Source organism: Kaistia terrae (genome assembly GCF_026344005.1).
Classification (GTDB): Bacteria; Pseudomonadota; Alphaproteobacteria; order Rhizobiales; family Kaistiaceae; genus Kaistia; species Kaistia terrae.
Map to the genome: position 1 here is coordinate 42,890 of NZ_JAPKNH010000015.1, position 17,785 is coordinate 60,674.

General features: G+C 60.1%; 18 protein-coding genes. 9 read left to right on the forward strand and 9 right to left on the reverse strand.

Annotated features, from left to right (window positions below; genetic code table 11):
• Positions 1–145 precede the first annotated feature (145 nt).
• Positions 146–400 carry a MerR family transcriptional regulator gene (locus OSH12_RS24770; RefSeq protein WP_266346323.1) on the reverse strand — a complete coding sequence of 85 codons (255 nt, stop codon included), beginning with the start codon at positions 398–400 and terminating at the stop codon, positions 146–148.
• A 246-nt stretch (positions 401–646) separates the two neighbouring features.
• Positions 647–2,257 (reverse strand): arylsulfatase, encoded by a 1,611-nt coding sequence (locus OSH12_RS24775; RefSeq protein WP_266346324.1) that lies wholly within the window; start codon positions 2,255–2,257, stop codon positions 647–649.
• Positions 2,258–3,580: 1,323 nt separating this feature from the next.
• On the opposite strand from OSH12_RS24775, the gene OSH12_RS24780 reads away from it, so the two are divergent.
• From OSH12_RS24780 to OSH12_RS24805, 6 genes are read left to right on the forward strand one after another with little or no spacing between them, the layout of a single operon-like run.
• Entirely contained in the window at positions 3,581–3,763 is a 183-nt protein-coding gene (locus OSH12_RS24780) for a hypothetical protein (RefSeq protein WP_266346325.1), read from the forward strand.
• Positions 3,763–4,452 (forward strand): hypothetical protein, encoded by a 690-nt coding sequence (locus OSH12_RS24785; RefSeq protein ID WP_266346326.1) that lies wholly within the window; start codon positions 3,763–3,765, stop codon positions 4,450–4,452. The genes OSH12_RS24780 and OSH12_RS24785 overlap by 1 nt, the downstream gene beginning before the upstream one ends.
• Positions 4,452–5,483 (forward strand): hypothetical protein, encoded by a 1,032-nt coding sequence (locus tag OSH12_RS24790; protein ID WP_266346327.1) that lies wholly within the window; start codon positions 4,452–4,454, stop codon positions 5,481–5,483. Before OSH12_RS24785 ends, OSH12_RS24790 begins: the two co-directional genes overlap by 1 nt.
• A complete protein-coding gene (locus OSH12_RS24795) occupies positions 5,483–8,836 on the forward strand; it encodes a hypothetical protein (RefSeq protein WP_266346328.1) in 3,354 nt (1,117 codons plus the stop codon). Before OSH12_RS24790 ends, OSH12_RS24795 begins: the two co-directional genes overlap by 1 nt.
• Positions 8,833–9,462 (forward strand): hypothetical protein, encoded by a 630-nt coding sequence (locus tag OSH12_RS24800; RefSeq protein WP_266346329.1) that lies wholly within the window; start codon positions 8,833–8,835, stop codon positions 9,460–9,462. Before OSH12_RS24795 ends, OSH12_RS24800 begins: the two co-directional genes overlap by 4 nt.
• A gap of 8 nt (positions 9,463–9,470) precedes the next feature.
• Entirely contained in the window at positions 9,471–10,118 is a 648-nt protein-coding gene (locus OSH12_RS24805; RefSeq protein WP_266346330.1) for a hypothetical protein, read from the forward strand.
• Between the two features lie 498 nt (positions 10,119–10,616).
• On the opposite strand, the gene OSH12_RS24810 is transcribed toward OSH12_RS24805, so the two are convergent.
• From OSH12_RS24810 to OSH12_RS24820, 3 genes are all read right to left on the reverse strand, one after another.
• Positions 10,617–11,000 (reverse strand): hypothetical protein, encoded by a 384-nt coding sequence (locus OSH12_RS24810; RefSeq protein WP_266346331.1) that lies wholly within the window; start codon positions 10,998–11,000, stop codon positions 10,617–10,619.
• A gap of 133 nt (positions 11,001–11,133) precedes the next feature.
• A complete protein-coding gene (locus OSH12_RS24815) occupies positions 11,134–11,397 on the reverse strand; it encodes a helix-turn-helix domain-containing protein (RefSeq protein ID WP_266346332.1) in 264 nt (87 codons plus the stop codon).
• 188 nt (positions 11,398–11,585) lie between these two features.
• Positions 11,586–11,729 carry a hypothetical protein gene (locus tag OSH12_RS24820; RefSeq protein WP_266346333.1) on the reverse strand — a complete coding sequence of 48 codons (144 nt, stop codon included), beginning with the start codon at positions 11,727–11,729 and terminating at the stop codon, positions 11,586–11,588.
• A 374-nt stretch (positions 11,730–12,103) separates the two neighbouring features.
• Between OSH12_RS24820 and OSH12_RS24825 the strand changes: the two genes are divergently transcribed.
• Positions 12,104–12,736, forward strand: a complete 633-nt coding sequence (locus OSH12_RS24825) for a GNAT family N-acetyltransferase (protein ID WP_266346334.1) — start codon at positions 12,104–12,106, stop codon at positions 12,734–12,736.
• Between the two features lie 316 nt (positions 12,737–13,052).
• Here the strand turns inward: OSH12_RS24825 and OSH12_RS24830 are convergent, their stop codons facing one another.
• The 3 genes from OSH12_RS24830 to OSH12_RS24835 form a co-directional block, all read right to left on the reverse strand.
• Positions 13,053–13,586 carry a lipocalin family protein gene (locus OSH12_RS24830; RefSeq protein WP_266346335.1) on the reverse strand — a complete coding sequence of 178 codons (534 nt, stop codon included), beginning with the start codon at positions 13,584–13,586 and terminating at the stop codon, positions 13,053–13,055.
• 240 nt (positions 13,587–13,826) lie between these two features.
• The gene (locus OSH12_RS26290) at positions 13,827–14,207 is read right to left on the reverse strand and encodes a response regulator (RefSeq protein WP_380225618.1); all 381 of its coding nucleotides are present in this window, start codon (positions 14,205–14,207) and stop codon (positions 13,827–13,829) included.
• 6 nt (positions 14,208–14,213) lie between these two features.
• On the reverse strand, positions 14,214–15,200 hold the full coding sequence (locus tag OSH12_RS24835) for a sensor histidine kinase (RefSeq protein WP_266346336.1): 987 nt from the start codon (positions 15,198–15,200) through the stop codon (positions 14,214–14,216).
• Between the two features lie 206 nt (positions 15,201–15,406).
• Here OSH12_RS24835 and OSH12_RS24840 point away from each other — a divergent pair, with 206 nt between their 5' ends.
• Positions 15,407–15,712: a hypothetical protein gene (locus tag OSH12_RS24840; protein ID WP_266346337.1), complete on the forward strand. Its 306-nt coding sequence runs from the start codon at positions 15,407–15,409 to the stop codon at positions 15,710–15,712.
• A gap of 108 nt (positions 15,713–15,820) precedes the next feature.
• Here the strand turns inward: OSH12_RS24840 and OSH12_RS24845 are convergent, their stop codons facing one another.
• Entirely contained in the window at positions 15,821–16,183 is a 363-nt protein-coding gene (locus tag OSH12_RS24845) for a hypothetical protein (RefSeq protein WP_266346338.1), read from the reverse strand.
• A 1,223-nt stretch (positions 16,184–17,406) separates the two neighbouring features.
• Here OSH12_RS24845 and OSH12_RS24850 point away from each other — a divergent pair.
• Positions 17,407–17,664, forward strand: coding sequence for a hypothetical protein (locus tag OSH12_RS24850; RefSeq protein ID WP_266346339.1), 258 nt, complete (start codon positions 17,407–17,409; stop codon positions 17,662–17,664).
• Positions 17,665–17,785: the final 121 nt, after the last annotated feature.

Consider the following 17,785-nt stretch of genomic DNA (forward strand, 5'->3'; position numbering starts at 1 on the left):
CCGGCTAGGAAGCCTTATAGTCGACTGAGCCGGGCCCGATTCTCTGCATCCCGCTTTCTCTGCTTCTCTTCCTTCATATGTTTGTATCGTGCCGTGAAGCCAATCTCCGGGGAAGGATCTGCTGGGCGGGATACGCCGCTCGTTTTCACCCCGACTGGCGGGATTCGATCCGGCTCATTTTTTCGAGGAATTCCAGGACATCGGAGAGGCGGAACGCTCTGCGGATGCTCTTGATGCCAAGGCCTATCTGCACGAACCGGATGTTCCCGGCGAGGGCGTGCTCCCGAAGGGTGGACTCGTTCATGCTGAGCAGGCGAGCCGTCTCCCTAAGTGGGAGCGTGACCCGAGTGGAAAACGCGGCCAGCAATGGGGCGGGAATATCGGGTCGGTTGATCATCATCCCTCAAACTTTCAAGGGGTTGCAGGGCTACTCAATGCGCACGATGGCGTCGGCCTCGTGATAGCGGCTCGAATTCATAGCCGGCGTCACCTTCCACATTTGCTGGTGGGTATCCGTTGCTGGCCGGAGGCTCGCCCCCTAGCAAAAAAGGGCGCCCTTTTGACAAGGCGCCCTTCGTGTTTTGAGCCAAAACAGCATGATGCTAGAACGCAGGTGCGAATATGGCGCCTTGGTCCAACCGAAAAGCTATTTGCCTAGTGATGCCCGCGCCGCCTCGATCTGTGACTTGATCAGATCTAGATTGAAGCTAGCTCCCTTTTGCATCGGCGGGAATTCAATCGCGGTTTGGGCCAGCTTGCCTACTTCCTGCTGAACAAACACGAAGCGCCAGAACTGGTACATGAACCATTCGTTGAAATAGCCTTGTGCTCCGTCGAGAGTTCCGTTGGCAGGCGTGCCCAAACGCTCGAACGGATCGAGGCGGAGGTTCGTTATCGATGGTGCATCGACATGATCCTTTGCGCCAAGCCAACCATTGGGCTGTTCGATGAAACGGTATTTGTAGTCGTCGATGCGTACCGCTCCGAGGGTGCTTTCACCGAAGTAATATACCTCGTGGCGCGCGGACGGTCCTTTTCCGGTGAGCAATGCGGTCTGGTCATAGCCGTCTAGATAGTTCTTATAGGTACGATCCCCGATCACCTTACCTTTGAGCAGTTCGGTTTTGATGTTTGGATTACCGGCCGCAGCGACAAAGGTGGGCAACCAGTCGAGCCCAGAAACGATGCCATTTTCGATCTGGCCGGGCTGGATTTTTCCGGGCCAGCGAATGAATGCCGGCACGCGAAAGCCGCCTTCATAGATTGTGCCCTTCTGCCCTTTAAAGGGGGTATTTCCTCCATCGGGCCACGTGAAGGTCTCCGTGCCGTTATCGGTAGTGAAGAGCACGATGGTGTTGTCGTCGACACCCAAATCATCGAGCTTTTTCATCACTAAACCGACGTCATCATCAAGCTGAGCCATGCCCGCTTCCTGCAGGGACCAGCCGTTCTTCGAGTTTTGAAGCGCTTTATACTTCGGAGATAGATGGGTGACGACATGCATCCGAGTGGGATTCAGCCAAACGAAGAAGGGTTTGTTTTCCGACTTCGCCTTTTCGATAAACGTCAAGGCCTTATCACGGATCTCGTCGTCTACCGTCTCCATGCGTAGCGGGTAGAGGGTGCCGGCGTCCTCGATCCGCTGTTTGCCTACCTTGCCCCACCGTGGATCGACTGTCGTATCGTCAGAATTGGTTGCCCAGCTATGCAGCATGTTCCGGGGCCCAACCTTGTCGAGCATATCCTGCGGGTAGTTCGGATGGGCGGGGTCCTCCATCGCATCGAGGTGATACAGATAGCCGAAGAACTCATCAAAGCCGTGCACGGTCGGTAGGAATTCGTTCAAATCGCCAAGGTGGTTCTTGCCGAACTGGCCCGTCGCGTAACCCATGCCTTTGAGGGCGGTCGCCAGCGTCATCGCTTCTGCTGGGAGGCCCGTTGTAGCACCGGCCTGTCCAACGGTTGTCATGCCGGTGCGGATTGGAAGTTCGCCGGTAATGAAATTGGCCCGCCCAGCCGTGCAACTGGCCTCGGCATAGTAGTCCGTGAAAAGCATCCCTTCTGCTGCGATTTTATCAAGGTTGGGGGTACGGCCGGCCATCATGCCTCGATGATAAGCCCCGATGTTCCAGATACCGATATCATCGCCCATTATCACAACAATGTTCGGCGGTTTGTCTTGCGCTAGCGCGCTGCTGGAAGCTCCCAGAGTAACTGCTGCGCTGAGAAATAGCGCGCTGATAAACTGTCGTTTCATGCTTCATCCCCTTATCGAATGTAAAAAACAACTTATCCAGAAGTTTTCGAATTAGGGGACGATGTAACGATGAAAGCCGCAGCCACGCCTATCATGTCGAACAACTTTTTTAACAGGACGACTTTGAAGGCGAAAACGGCGGGAGCCTGTAGCCGAAACCGTTTCGTTGCAATCCAAAATTTCCACCCGTGTCTAGCAAGGGAATGGACCATAAGTTACCCTGCGTAATGAACGCCAGCCTACTCTTCAATTTTCGGTTAGTCCACGAGCACCGATTTCTCAGTCTGGCTTGTCTGCTTCGGTCTCGGCGCCGCCATTAGGTCCGAATGGGAAACAGTCGTAGGGTACGTCTATGGACCTTGAGTCCTCGTCGTCTCGCGGTTGCGAGACACTTAAAGACCCAATCAAAATGCCCCCGGTAGAACCCTCCGCTAACGAGCTCAAGCGGCTTGCTGACGCTGCGATTAGCAAAGAGGCGAAGGAAGCGATCCTTCGAGCAGCCGAAATCGTCCGACTGGCTAAATTCATACGTGGGGGGAGGAGCAGTCTCTCGGCGAGAATGCCTCAGAGCGGCCGGCCGAAGTCCCTTCATGGTTAGGTCATGAGTTTTGCCGGCGCATCAGTGAGGCAATGAGTGTCCAACTTCATGATTGAGCTAGTTCTGGGCGAGGTGCTTCTAGCCGTTCAGGCTAAGCGCGTTCTGGATGTCGATGGGGCCTGCAATCGCATCTCCGCACTCTGCATGCTGTACGGGGACTCAAGGGAAGACATTCGCTTGGCCTTGAGCGAACTCATGGCGATCAGGGATGGGGGAATTGTGCAGGTCGCAGCGGAGAGGCGTTAGCCGGTGCACCCACCTGAATGCGGAGCTAGGGCCCTCACTGCGTGGACCAGCTCCAACTCTTCATCATTGCCCGACCAATATCTTAAGTCTAACAACCAGGCGTTCGGCGTTCGAATGAAATTAGGGCGGGCAACCGGAATGCTGATGATGGCGGAGCTGTTGATTTCCGAGGTCATGACGGCCGTCGAGAACCAGGAGCCTTTAGATATCGACGCTGCCGCGCAACGATAACGAAGTAGCCTACCGGATCACCCTGAAACCAACGAGCAGCTCAAAGACAGGTTTCAATGCGTAGCTCTTGAGTATGGCGCAGGGGTCATGCTTCCGTGAGCCGGGACTACATCGCGACTACCTGCTGCATCTTTTCGTATCTTACTGTATCCTATTGTATCTCCTTGTTTCAATTACATAATTTCTTGCATTAGCGCCCGCATCGGCTCAGAATCAATGAACTGAAATCCAGTTCAGAGGAGGCCGAGATGCCGCTGACGTTTTCGATTTATCTGCCGCCGGATCTCTCCGAGGCGGTCAGGGCGGAAGCTGCCCGAAAGGGCCAATCCGTCGCCCGCGTGTTCCGCGATTCCATTGTCTCGACGCTGGGCATCGACAGCTACCGCGAGATTGATCGGCGCCGTTCCCCCCGCGTAGGGAGGGCACACTGATGTCCTTGATGGATCTCTTTTCCGACAAGAACGAGAAGGCCGCCGCCGACGCGCTTAAGGCTGGCTTCCAGACCGGCAAAACCGACGCATACGGCGAAATTGACAAGGGCGTGGCTGGTGCAAATACGGACTACGCCGCCGCGCTCGGCCTCTATCAGCCGCTCGCCGAGACCTACGGCAAGGGCTCGTCCATGTACGCCGACGCGCTGGGTTTGAACGGCGCAGCAGGCAATGCCAACGCTACGAGCGCTTACCAGACCAGCCCCGGCTATCAGTTCTCGCTTGACCAAGCATTGCAGGCTGTAGAGCGCCGCGCAGGAGCACAGGGGCAACTCGGGTCGGGCCAGACCGGCATCGACACAATCAACACCGCTCACGGCATCGCCAATCAGGACTATGGCAACTGGCTTGAACGCCTCAGCGGCTATGACGGCAAGGCGCTCGGTGCAGCCGACAGCCAAGCCAACATCTACGGCGGCATGGCGGGCATGGATTACAACGCAGGCAACGCCAAGGCCGGCTACGGCTGGAACGCCGCGACGGGCCAGGCACAGGCGCAGGCTGGCTACGAGGCAGGCAAGGACCAGACCGGGGCCAATATCATCGGTGCGGCGCTCGGCGGTGTCTCGTCGGCCGCCAAGATGTTCGGCGGCGGCGGATTCACCCAGCCAACGGGGTTGATGTACTGATGGCCGATTACAGCAAACAGCTTTTTGAAATGTTCTCCGCTCCGGGCGACGCTGTCCAGGAAAACCGGAACTACGCCGCCAAGATGCAGCAGATGGCGGAGGGCAACCGGCAGTACCAGGAATCCGCCGCCCGCCAGATGTTCAACGACCAGTACAACCGCGAACGCGACGTTGTGAAGGACAAGCAGTGGGCGGATGAGTTCGCCGCCAATCGCACCTATCGAGACTCGATGCTCGGCATCCAGCAGAGCAACGCAGAACGGCTTGGGCGCCCGAACATCGAGACGTTCTACACGCCGGATGGCCAGGAGACGAAGGGTATCTATGACCCGGAATCTCCGACCGGCTTCCGCCCTGTTGGAGGTGCGAAGACCAACACGGCCGGCGTCCCTAACGGCTACCAGCAGGCGCCTGGCGGTGGCCTGACCTTCATTCCCGGCGGCCCTGCAGACCCCAGCGTCGTAAGCGGCTTGGCTGGCGCTCGGGGCGAAGGGCGGCCGGCAAGGCCGCTCCCTAACGCCTCCATCAAGGACCTTGGCGAGTACGGCCAAGCGGCCGAGGACATGGGCCGCATTACGGGCGGGTTCAAGGATGACTTCGGCGGCAAATCGGCCGGCTGGATTGGCGACTCCCAAAACCTGCTCGGGCGAAATGTCGGGGCCGGCTATGGGGACCAGGCGGCCTGGTGGCAGGACTACCAGAGCCGGAAGAACCTAGTCCGAAACAAGCTATTCGGCGCGGCCCTCACGGCTACCGAGAAGGGCGAGTTTGAGAAGGCCGATATCAATCCGGGCATGACGCCCGAGGCCATCCGCACGAACCTGGAGCGCCAGCGAAACGCGACCATCAACGCGGCCCGCAAGCTGGCTACGGCCTATGCGAAGCAGGGCTATCACCGGGACCTCATCGAGGCCGCCCTAGGGATGTCCCTCGACGACATCGGCGGCGGTCCCAGCAGCCCCCAACAGCAGACACCGAGCTACCAGCCTCAGGACATCGAAGCGGAAATGCGCCGCAGGGGGATCATGTAATGGATCTGCAATCGCTCTCCGACGACGAGCTTCGCGACCTCTATTCCCGCACCCAGGGCGGCGGCGGTGGCGGCGCGCCGGACACGTCTTGGGCTGACCATCTCCCGGTCGCCGGCAGCGGCAAGGATCAGTCGCACCTCGAGCCGATGCAGGCCCGCCCGCTTGGCAGCCCCGGCAGCCAGGGTGTGATTCCGAATGCCGGCCCGCAGCAGCAATATCCCCCCAGCGTCGGGGCCGGCAGCACAGGCCGCGTGTCGGGCGTGTTCGACGACATCGCCGCCCAAACGCAGCGCCCCGAGCTGCAAGCCGGCCTAGAGGCAAAAGCCGGCGCGTCGTCGCTGCAGGACATGAGCGACGACGACCTGATTGCCCTGCACCAGCAGGCAAAGGGGCCGGGCGCCGGCATCACGCGAAACGTCGCCGCCGGCATGAACAACGCGCTCTATGCCACGGCGGGCGCGCCCGTCGATGCGATGACCTGGGCGCTCAACAAGGGCGTGCAGGGCATCAACGCCGCGACCGGCGCGAACCTCTCCGAGATTCAGAATCCCATCGGCGGCAGCCAGTCGATTGCCAATGCCTTCGGAACCATAGGCGTCGACGACCCGGCCAACGTCCAGGCCCACACGACGGGGGAGCGGATCGCGCGCGGTGTCGGTGAGGGCATCGGCTACACAGTCGGACCGCAGGTGGCAGTCGGCGGCTTGGCCCGGGGCGGCGCTCTCGCACCCGAAACAGCGGCTAAGGCCTATCAGTTGCTCGGCTGGCCGAACAGCACCGCGGCAGTTGCTGGGAATGCGGTGGCAGGCGGCGCTGCGGGCGGCGGCTCGGTGGCAGCTATGGAAGCCACCCCTGACCGTTACGACCCTCTCAGCGGCCTTGCTGGCGGCATGGCGGGGGGCGCGGTTGGCACAATGGCCTCCGGTCTCCCTAGGCTTGCCAATGAAGGTGTGCGTATCGCCGGGGATATGGTCGCACCAATGACACGTGGGGGCCGCGAACGGATTGCGGCCGATACCATCCGAAACGCCTCGACAGACCGGCATGCAGTTGCAGAGGCGCTGTCCAACCCCGGCGAGATGGTGCCGGGCTCGCAGCCGACGACCTTCCAGCAAACCGGCGACATGGGCCTCGGCGCCCTTGAGCGGCGATATGCGACGCAGGACCCGGTAGCCTTCAATCAGCGCCGCGCCGACCAGAATTCGGCCCGGCTGGATTCCCTCGGCACTATCCAGCCTGAAGGCAACCCGCAGGCCATCACCCAGGCTTTCCGCTTTCGCCTCGCCGATATCGACAGGCAGACCGATGCCGCGTTGAAGGCGGCCTTGCAGAATGCTCGTGGCAAGACCCAGGCGTTGGGCGGCAACGGCTCGGCAGAGACTTACGGCGACACCCTGCGCACCTTCCTGCGCGATGCGGAGACGACGGCGCGTGACAGCGAGAGGTCGCTCTGGAAGGCGGTGGACCCAGAGGGCAAGCTTGCCCTGCAGAGCGACAACGTCAAATCCACCGCCGCCGACATCCGGAAGGAAATGCCCGAAACGGCCAAGCCGATGGATGGTGAGGAAGCCGCCATCTTTAAGGTCGCGGGCGAGCTCAAGCCGGTCATCAGCTTCAATGCGATGTCAGCGCTCCGGGCCCGTGTCTCGACCTTGATGCGTCAGGAGATGATGACAAACGGCCAGACCCCGATTTATGCTCGGTTGTCGCGGCTGCGTGGCGCCGTCGAGCAGGATGTCGAAGGCGTCCTTGCTCAGAAGGCAGCGCAGGAAGCCGATGCCGTCGCCGCAGGGACGATGCGCGAAGAAGACACGATTGCGGCTATGCTTCGGCGCGATCAGGAGGCTTGGTATGATCGACAGGCCGCCGAGGCGGGAATGGGGCAAAGCGTTGGAGCGGTTGGTGGCAGAGATGCCCCTATCGGATCGCGCAGCGTTCCTTCAGCACGTCGAGGCGAAGTACCGGGCCGAGGGCAATTTCGAGATGCTGCGGGAGATCAAGGCGTACCGGGCGATGTCCCTCTCACCCCAAACTTTGACGACGCCGCCCGAGGCCGGCTGATCACTGCATCTACCGGTACGAAGCAGCGTGCCCGCGATTTCAACGACGGAGCGAATGGCTCCATTCTCCGACGCTCCGGCGGCGAAGGCCCGTACCGCCTCCAGAACGCGGCCGTCCCCGAGAAGCTGTTTTTCCCTGGCGGACGGTCGGCCGAGAACATCAAGCGCTTCCGCAAGGCGGTCGGCGACGATAGGGCCATGGGCCACCTGCAGGGATTTGCCGTCGCGCAGATGCGAAAGGCGGCCGAAACCCCTGATGGCATCATCGACCCGAAGCGGCTAGAGGCTTGGAAGCGCCGGCACGGCGAAGCGCTGAAGGCGTTCCCCACCCTCGAAGCCAAGTTTGCCGATGTCGCCAAAGCTTCGCAGACGGCCATTGATGCCGGCGCCAGTCGCGCCGCACAGCTCGATGACTTCCAGAAGGGCGTCTTTGGCAAGCTGATTGGAGCCGAGCATCCCGACGACATCACTCGCATGGTCGGAAGCGTATTCGGGCGCCAGGATGCCAGCGCCATGATGGGTCAGCTTGCCCGGACAGTCAGCGGCAACCCGGAAGCCATCCAGGGCCTGCGGAAATCGGTCGTGGACCACATGCTGGGCCGCTTGGTCTCGAACACCGAGGCGGCGACAAGTGGTCGGGCACTGCTGAAGTCGGACCAGTTCCAGTCCTTCATCAAACAGAACCGGGCGGCACTGAAGCGAATCTTCGGCGACCACGAGTTGGGACAGATGCAGGCAATTGCCGACGACCTGCAGCGTGCAAATCGGTCCATCACAGCAGTGAAGCTGCCCGGTGGGTCCAATACGCCCCAGGACATGCTCGCCGCGGCGAAGGGCGACAGCCGCAAGACCATCCTGTCGAAGCTGGCAGTCGCCGCTCTTGGATCGACAGCCGGCGGGCTCGGCGGCGGCGCTATCGCCATCCTCGGGGCGAACGCAGTCACGGCGGCGCGCAAGGCCGGGCTCAACAGCATCGACGACTTGGTGCGGGATGCGCTCCTTCACCCGGATCGGGCCGCGCTGCTGTTGTCCACGCGACCGTTCGAACCCGGCACCGGTCCGGCCGTCGCGCTGATGAAGCGCTACAACCAGGCCAGCATCACGGGCGCAGCAACGACACACGGCGATGGCCCTGGCGGGGCGGACCGGAATGATCCGCTGCAGGTCACGGTGACCCAGCCGGCCAATTGGCCAACTGCCCAGCCTGCCAATCGATACGAAGGGTCCGGGGGCATCATAGACGAGCTATCCGGCGGCACGGACTACGCTAAGGCATTGGGGCTCGACCGATGAGCACCGCGCGCGTCACTTCCCAGCCAAGGATCCCCCCCGAGTCGGAAGAGCCGGACGACCTGTTCGTCCTCGCCTATGACGAGGCCATAGCCGCAGTCGATGAGTTCGACGCGGCATCGGCGGCTCTAGACCGACTGTTGCAGAGCGTCCCCGCCGATGCCCGGCGAGCACCCCGCGCTCTAATCGGCATTACCACAGAGGACGGGCGGCCCGTCGCCGCCTACGCCCACACCCATGAGGAAATCGACGAGGCGACCGAGGCCATGCGCCAGGGTAGCGATGGCGGCGCAGAGATAGACATGTACGTCATCGACGTGTTCGCCGCGGCAGTGCATGAAGCCCTGAGGCAAGACAGCGAGCGCATACAGACGGCGCACGCTGTCGCCGGATTGGTGGAGGCTCGGCGCCGTTACAACGCAGCTTCTGCCGAAGCTCAGGCAACCCGCGCAAGGCTGGCCACCATCGTGCCCATCAGTCCGGAAGGCATCGTTTGGTTGTCGAAATTCCTGCACTCCGAAGCAAATTTTGGCGGCGACATCGAGACGATAGCCAAGGCCGCGCGCAACTTGGTCACGGCAACAGGTCGGCTGGTGTTCAACCGGGATCTGCACCCGACGCTGCATTGAGGAGCATCATGCCCAAGCCAACGAAATCCAAGGTCGTGCCCCTGCGTCCGACAGACCCCGTACCTGTATCCTCACGGCCCGAGCCAGGGCAGCGGACGCAGAAGGCGATACAGAAGGCTGCGGAGCGGCAGATAGACCGAACCCAACCGATCAAAGTGACCATGGAGTTCCAGCCGGACGGGCCGCCTATTATCGGTTGCCCGCATAACGACGCGGATGGCTTCATGGTCCATCTGCGCGAGACGTTCGGCGGTAGCTCCAACGATTTCGCGTGGCGTCAATTGGGACTCATCAGGACTGCCGGCAACGCGACCGATACCGAAGAGTTGAACGCGGCGCTGGCCTTCGTCGGGGGGCTCCAGCCCAACGACGAGATTGAGGCGGCCCTGGCGGTACAGATGCTCGGGACGCATGAGGCCTCTGTGCGCCTCCTGGGCACGGCCATGAAGTCCGGTCACATCGACAGCATCGAGCGCTATGTGAATATGGCGACCAAGATGCACCGGACATTCGCGGCCCAGGTCGAGGCGATGAAGCGCTATCGATCCAACGGCGTGCAGACGATCCGCGTCCAACATCAGACTGTGACCGTAGAGAGCGGCGGTCAGGCCATTGTTGGCGATGTCCATACCGGGGGAGTCGGGAGGGGGGCATGAAGGAAGTCGGAACCAACCCCATAGACCGTCTGGCAGCTGCCCGGATTGCACCCCGTTGCACCGCTAAGGCGAAATCAACCGGCCTACGGTGCGAGGCGCCTGCGGTGCGCGAGCGGCGGGTTTGCCGCTGCCACGGCGCACGCGGAGGGGCGCCTAAGGGTGCGGGCAACGGCGCGTTCCGTCACGGGCTCTACAGCGGCGAGGCTATCGAGGCTCGAAGAGAAGTGCGGGCGCTGTTCATCGCCGCGCGGGAGATGTTGGCACACCTCTAGCCCACTGGGCCGATGTTTCGGCCGGGTGGCAACTACACACCCGCCGGCTGTTTTGGCAACCGGCGGGCGGGTGCCGTCAGGAGGGGCCGGGGGGGCTTGTACCTGACGGTCACGCGCTAATGGCGCATTGTATTGGCGTTGCGTCAAGCTAGGCCGCGGCGTGGATTCTGCCGGTGGGCATGTCGGCGTCTCGCACCATCAGCGCGGCTGAGGGCGCTCTCTCTCCTCAGTCCGGCTTGTTAGCCTTTTCGGCCGCCAATGCGAGCCGTTGGGCCTTAAGACGTTCGGTCCGAGCTGTGCTAGAGGAGGCCTCACGCTCCACTATCTCCCGTGCCGCGGCATCGGTCTCGGCAGCCTTGATTTCCTTCCACTCCGATATCGTGATGCCATCAGGACGGTCGGGCATCAGCCGACGCCCTTTGAGGACAGAAGATTGTGCAGGCTCGGAACAGCCGGCAATTGCCCCGCCTGGGGACGATGTCAGCTCGGACGATTCTGGTGCGAGGGTCTTTGCAATTTCGACCATCTTCTTTCGCTGATCATCATCCAGGGCAAGCTCGGCTATTGCCTCGATTTCATCCGCAAGATTTCGACGGATAGTGTTCGGCATGGGCGGCACTCCTCAGCCATGCAGGCGAGAGTGCTATTCGCTCCCAGCCATCGGCGCCTGGGGCAATCCCCGATGATGAGCGAATATAGTGCATCCGGCGTCAGCGACGAGGTCATTGGGAGCAGTCCCCGGCCTACTCAACAAACAGATCCGACCTCACGCCGAGGACGGCGGCGAGTTTGAGCTGCGCCTCGGGCGATAGTTCCCGGCCGCCCTCCGCCCCGTGAATTATCGCCGTGCTGACTCCTGATCGTTCCGACAACTGTTCAACGCTGAGCCGCTTCCAGAGGCGAACAGCCTCAAGCGGCGACAGCCCATCCGCGATTGCTGCCAGCACTTCCTCGGGCAGATCCTCGTCGGCATTAGGTCCGAATTCTTGGGTAAGCTCGTTGAGCATGACATGTGTCCTCCACGGCGCAAACGCAGATGTCTCGAAAGCGATCCACCAGGGGCAATGCACGCGCGCAGACAGGGAGGCCGGTGCTGATAATACAGCGCGGAAACAGCGTCACGGCCCCTGATAAAACAGGCCGGAAACAGGAGCGCTCTGCCGGTAAAGTAGTGGGATCTATTGGCGTCGCCGGATTAGGCCGCCAGCTTGCCGAGAACGACATTCATCTTCTGCAGGACAAGCGCAGACCGGCGGAGCGCAATTGCCCCTTCCGACAGCAGGGCTTGAGCGTTCAAGGGCTGGAGTCTGTCGGGATGCGGATGCGGGGTCGTTTTCATGATGGGCCATGCAGTGGACTATTTGCCGGAGCTTGTCCATCACCAGCCCGGTGAACAGTCCGTCGCGGCAATCTTCACCACCTGGCGTCGCCACATTATGCCGGCGACCCGGGCAGCAAACCGCACAATCCGCACACCTAAAAAAGGGCGGATAAGCAGACAATCCGGACACCTAAAAAGAGCCGTCACTAGCGCCCGCGAACTAGCACATAACAGACGGGTAGCGGGATAGGCTCCTCGACCACCTGACCACCGCTGCGCGTCGTCGGCCTTGATGAACAGAGTTATTGCGCTGATGTCATGGAGCTGCTGAAATGCTGGCTGGCACGGCAACCAAGAGCATCTGAGCCAGATTTGAGCTTTCGGCGCGGGCGATGATCGAAGGCAAGTATCATCTTCGGCCGCTCGCGGGTCGCGACATCGATGCGCTCTACGCAATCTCGCTGGCGACCGGCCTGTCCGGCGGCGACGCATCGGCGCTCTATGACGATCCGACCTTGATGGGTGCAATCTACTCCGTTCCCTATGCCGTTCTTAGCCCCGAAACGGCGTTCGTTGCTGAGGACCGGTCGGGCGTCGCGGGCTATGTCATCGGGGCGCTCGATACGTTGGCCTTCGAGGCGCAATTGGAGGCGACCTGGTGGCCGCGCTTGCGGGGAAATTATGCCGAGCCGCCGCGGGCGACACAGACGCTCTGGACGGCCGATGAGCGGCGAATCGCGCAGATTTACCATCCGCGTCGCACGCCATTGACGGTTGCCGAAGCCTTCCCCTCGCATGTCCACATCAACCTGTTGCCCCGGGCCCAGAGGCAGGGCATCGGCACGGCGCTGTTGTCGATCTGGTTCGAACGCGTGCGCACGCTCGGCGCGAGCGGCATTCATGCCGGCGTGAACCCCGGCAATTCCGGAGCTCTGGCCTTCTGGCAGGCGCGGGGCATGACATGCCTGCCGCCCATCTCCGAGACCACTGTCTGGCTGGGCGGGGCCATCGAGTATCTCGGGTAGAGCATCGCCTTCTTCCAGACGCTCGGCTCGTTCCGCCTGAATCTCCTCCGTTGCATCGGGCTCGTGACGGGAGGAGCCGCCCAATTCCTTTCTGCAACTCAATGGCGGCGTCTGTTGGCGCCCGGCAAGCAGAGCAATGAAAGTAGAAAGTCCGCCATCTCGGGGGATGATGGCGGACTTTGTGACATGCCGCGTGCGGGATAAGCGCTCTGCCGCCGTTTCGTTGGCCAGGTCAAGAAACCGGAAAAATCGACCTGTTGCGGAACCTTTCGGAGAAAGCCTTGATGTCGGCGAGAAAGGTATGGCGTTGAATGTCTCAGTGTTGGGTCCAACGCAGCATGCCTACGTTATATCCGAGCGACTGAACCTTAGCTTTCAGCATCTTGCGAATTTGCTCGGACGGCTTAGCGGTGCGTGTCAGGATCCACAAGTATCGGCCGGACGGCTCACCGACAATTGACCATGCATAGTCGGGACCATGATCGAGCACCCAGTATTCGCCGTAGAATGGCCCGAAGAAGGATACCTTCAGCTTCGTATTTCCGCTCTCTGGCACCACCTTGGCGCGGCCTTCTGCGACCTTCTTCTTTCCATCCACACCGCCTTCACGGCAGGTGTTCACCACCCTGACCATGCCGTCATCTCGCAAACTATAGTCCGCTGTAACCGCTTCACAGTTTCGCTCGAAGCGGTTTTCGTATCGGCCAAGCTCGAACCATCGGCCGAGATAGCGTTCAAGCTCAACGCTTTTGGCCGGCTCTGGAACAGACGCGTTTCCTACGGGACCAGCTGGAATGCATGCAGCTAGCAGGCTGGCGGCGAGAAGCGGGAGGATAGTTTTGATGGTCATACCGTTTTCACAAAAAGCGGCGCTTAGGTTCCGCTAAGAAATGGACGACGTAACCTGCCTATTTAGCCGCGGACTTCAGGCCCATCAAGCGCGCCGCGCCTGCACGCAACGATGAGGTCACCCCCACCGCAAATCGCCTACAGGGCTTGCTTGCCGGCTTTCGCCCCACGCTGGCTGGTGCCCATAAGGGCCCGGTTGAGACGTGAGCCGAAGCCAGGGATTCGTCATCCACGCTTCGCCTTAGGGTGCCAACAAAGATGCTAGGGCGGAAACCAAATGGTCTGGCTGTGCCGGCTTCCCAATATTAGCAACACCGTCAAAGGCAGCCTCGCTATTGATGGTCTCTTGCTTGTAGCCGCTCGAGAGAAGGAACGGAACTCTCCGTTCCTTCAACGCCCAAGCCACTTGTGCGCTGACTTCACCCCGAAGATTGACATCAAGCACGCACGCGCTGGGAGAGGTTGTGTTTAGCAGAGCTAGTGCTGCGGCTACCGTCGCGGCGGGGCCGACGACAATATAACCGCTGTCTTCCAAAATCTGCGTCAACTCCATCGCGACTAGATACTCGTCTTCGACGATCAGAATTACGAACGGCGGAGATGCTGATCTGGGATTTTCCACAAGGTCCTACTGCTGCACCGGTAGTGTAATCTGCACGCGCAATCCGGCGGGATCGTGATTAAACATGGCCCTGCCTCCCTCCGCGCGAACGCTGTAATCGATGAGGCGGGTTCCGAACCCCTTGTGTTTCGGTGGCACCACCTCAGGTCCGCCTTCTTCCTGCCAGTGCAGTATCAAACGCGTGTTGCCCTCGTGACGTTCCGTGTTCCAGGCAACACGAACGATGCCGGCGCTAGTGGATAGGGCGCCATACTTCAGCGCATTCGTCGCCAGTTCATGCAGGATCATCGACAGCGGAAGGATTTGGCTTTCCGAGAGGCTAACCGGCGGGCCCGGGATAACGGTTGCGCGGATCCCTGCGACTGGCGATAGCGACTGGTTCACAAGGGATGCCAAGTCCGCATTGGAGCCGTTCGACGAGATAAAATCCTGCGCGTTTAAAAGAGCGTCCACTCGGCCCAAGAAATTGTCGCGATACTCAGCTCCTGTCATCCCATTCACTTCGGTTTGACGGGCAATTGCCTTGACGGTTGCAATCAGGTTTTTCATTCGATGGCGAGTTTCGGCGATCAAAATGTCCTTTGCTGCGTCCGACCTCTCCCTGGCGGTAACGTCTTCAAACACGACCAGCATTTGGGTGCTGTCGTTGCCGGGAATTATAAGCTGACGAGCAGTCACGCGCATGGCGCGCATGCCAATACCGGGAAAGTCGTGATCGACCTGATATCCGAGGACCGCTGTAGTTTTCGGGACAACCTCTGACAGCAGTCCTCTCAGCTCCGGAATGTCCCACTGGCCATCTCCGAGCTCGAACAAGCTCTGGCCAACAGTTCGATCCAGTTCGGTATCGAAGGTTCGATAGAACGCGGGATTAGCGTTAAGAACTACGAACGATTTGTCGAGAACTACGAGCGGCTCTTGGAGGGTGTCGACAATGCCCTGGATCTGCACATGACCGCTACGGAGCAGTAGGTATAGCTCTTCGAGTGTCATGTGCTGTCCTGCCATCAGGTGCTTACCCTATCTGGTGGCCACAATCGGATTTCTCGGCGCTACGCGCAACGCTAACGCAGAGCAAGGAAGAAAGATGCGAAGTGGCGCAAAAAGGCCTTTGGCACGCGCACGGTTAGGCAGCCATCGGCAACCACGCAACAATCTGCCGCTTCCGTTCGTTAGCTCCACGGCAAAGGAGCTCAGTCATGAACACAGACAAACCCAATTTGGCCGATGGCACCGAGCCGGAAGGCCATCAGCAGTTCGACTCTCACATTCAGGGCCAACCGCCAGTCTATGGAGAGCCCAAGGGGCCACGCCCAGGCACGATGTTCCGCCACAAATTCGGCGTGCCGCAACTTCCGGACCGTGAACGAGATGGCTTCGTTAGCGGCCCCGATGCGCTTGGCCTTGGCGATATCGTCGGAAGCGGTCCCGAGGAGTGGGAACGCACTAAACAGCCTCTGACGGAGGGGGTAGACAGCAACCAAGATGACAAGGCGGTTGACTAATCTCTCACGCGCGCCGCGCACCTGCACTCACGCCACAGCAGAGCCAGGCATCGCCGCAAATCGCCTGTGGGACTTGGTAGCGGGCTTTTGGTCCCAGCTAGCTGGTGTCTAAACGCCGTCATCAAAACGCCGCCTGCGGTTTCGGCTGACTCGCTGAATAGCATTCGGCTTCTGCCCTCGCCGAAAAGCTTCAAACCTTGGCTCGGCCTTTGCCATGTGCTTCGTGAAATTGATCTTCTTCAACTTGCCCATCTGCGCCAGCAATGATTTTAGCTTATGCGAACGCATCTGCTCAGCGCGATTAAGGGCGCCTTCCATTGTCCGGTGCCATTCTCTGCCTTCCCCAGCGTAGGAATTAAAGACTACTCGGCCTAGGGGGCGGAAGTAGTCGCTACTGATTGTCCCCGCGACCTTCTGGATGCCATGGCTTAGGGCGTGTCGAGTGGTGTAAACGGTAGCGAGCTCGCACATATCTGGTTCTCCTGAACCCTACGAGCCTAGCCACTCGTCGATCTGCAGTCTCAGATATCGGCCGCACCCCGAGCACGAATTGGTGAAGCAGATCCGAGCAGCCACACTGAGAACCGCTAGAGGTCTCGCCTGACTTGGGAAAGAGGCCCTTCTGCGTGGACGCCGCAGCCCGCCTCCGGCGAATTGGTCGCCCGTCAGGCGACGCTATCATTCCAGGGCTTCGCGCTCCTGGATCAAAACCTCGAGCATCTCCTCTAGAGCCGCAATCCTATCCGACAAACGGCATCTGTTTGAAGCTCCGATTGTTGCAGAAGTCTGACCGTAAGCAGACCAGATCCTTTCACGCGCTGCGGCGATACACCCATCGACCGCAAGCCAGGCTGAAACCGCTGTCACGAATATTCCCTTTCAGGGGGGGGCAACATTCCGCAGGGGGAATGAGTTCCACGCTTATGGCACTGGCCGCAAAGCAGCAGCGCTTCGTCGCGGAAGAAGTGCGCCCGAGGCTGCAGAGCGGTCACGGCAAGTTTTGAGATTCTTAAGGGGTCCATAGGAAACAGCAAGAGACAAGACCCGCGGCGGGTGGACAGGCTGATTCACGGAGGGAACTGGTTTCCACTCCTCTCGTTATTGACCGTTCAATCAACGAGCGGAGCGAACACGTGTCCCAGGATAACAACACACCCACCTCAGTTGGGCATCTTCCCGATAGCGTGGCTAAGGCTCTGGCAGAGGGCAACTCCATGTTGAGGGCATTGCGGGAATGGCGGGGTCTTTCCTGCACGGAACTTAGTGATGCATCGAGGGTCGACCTGGTCCTGCTGATGTTAGCGGAGAGGGGATCGGAACTCCTGGCAAATGAGCGTGCGGCCTTAGCCAAAGCGCTAGGTGTGGAAGAGCATGTGTTCGCAATCTCGGAACCGGTTTTAAAATCCCTCAACTCTCCTCTCCAAGCTCGACAAGATTTTCAACCGACAAGTACCGAATTGTGTAAAGCGATCATTACGTAGCTTGTCGGTCGCGCGAATTCTAATGACGGAAAAGTGGTTCCATCACATTCACTCGGCATCACCGGTTTTTCCAAGAAAAAAACTAAATTCATCTCTCGTGCAACCAGTAGATGAAATTCCAATAAAAGGATTATTTCGAGCAACCAATCGCGGGGACTTTTGTTTTAAGTACGCTGCCCATGAGCAGTATTCGGATTTCCAACGGAGGAAACAATGGCAAATCAGCAGGGCACCCGCAGTGGTTCCGACGACAAGAAGAGCGGTTCTGGGACCAAGAGCCAGAAGAGCGAGGAGGCCAACGGCGGCAAATCGGCCAGCAGCAAATCCATGCGTGGCGGCACACCGGAACAGCATGCGGAAGCAGGGCGTCAAAGCCATAAGAACGATGACACCAAGGGTTCTAAGTCGGGCTCTGGTGCCGAGAGCAAGAGTGGTAGCTCCTCGTCGCGCGGCGGTTCTTCCAAGAGCTAGTTCCTGCCTCAAGCTATTATAGGAGAGCCCGTTGAGGGCTCTCCTCGCCTTATTCCGCTAATCCAAAATGGACGGATCATCCGCGATGGCAAAATCAAATGGTCGACGCTTTGTTCGGGGA